Origin of the sequence: Clostridium brassicae (assembly GCF_026738875.1) — a bacterium.
Lineage (GTDB): Bacteria > Bacillota > Clostridia > Clostridiales > Clostridiaceae > Clostridium_H > Clostridium_H brassicae.
Genome location: NZ_JAPQFJ010000069.1, coordinates 1 through 657, shown reverse-complemented (window position 1 = coordinate 657; position 657 = coordinate 1). Strand labels below are relative to the sequence as shown.

The 657-nt window shown below is 30.1% G+C and carries 1 protein-coding gene and 1 pseudogene; both read right to left on the bottom strand.

Annotation, left to right across the window (positions count from 1 at the left end):
* On the bottom strand, nucleotides 1–71 hold a 71-nt coding region (locus tag OW729_RS19535), incomplete at its 3' end, for a hypothetical protein (RefSeq protein ID WP_407647718.1).
* Between the two features lie 10 nt (nucleotides 72–81).
* A pseudogene (locus OW729_RS19385) lies at nucleotides 82–657 on the bottom strand (sodium-dependent transporter); the annotation flags it as partial.

The window sequence follows — 657 nt, the reverse complement described above, 5'->3', positions numbered from 1 at the left end:
TCAGATTTTATTGCAGATGTTATACAGAATCCTAATCCACCATATAGTAACACTATACCACAAATAAGCATTATAATTGAACTAGTTTCCATCTATGGATTCACCTCCTGCGTTAACCTGTATAAAATCACTTTCATCTATTTTTAACATATCTTCACTTGGCCAAGGTTTCTTGCTTAGGTAAACTCCAATTATAAATATACCTACAGCTATAACCCATCCAAATATAATGCGAGCTACTAGTGGATGGCCTCCATAAGCTTCCCTAAACTCTGTAATTATATTTGTTATTGTCATATAACCTAATAATATAGGAGTTACGTATTTTATTAATACATCCCACCATTTTCCTATATGAAAATCTGAGTACATATTAACTTCAGGCCTCATTTTCTCTACTTTATACACATACCCTAATATAATAACTTCTACTAATCCTATAAGTGCTATACCATAATTTCCAACAAAATGATCAACAATATCTAAAATATGAACTCCTGCACCTGTTGTAAATAACAAACTTGCACAAAATCCAATTAAGCAAATATTCCTAACTAATTTATCTCTTGATGTATTAATATATTTATCTAAAAAAGCTGAAGTAAAAGACTCTACCATTGATATACTTGAAGATATCCCTGCAATTATTAAGCATAA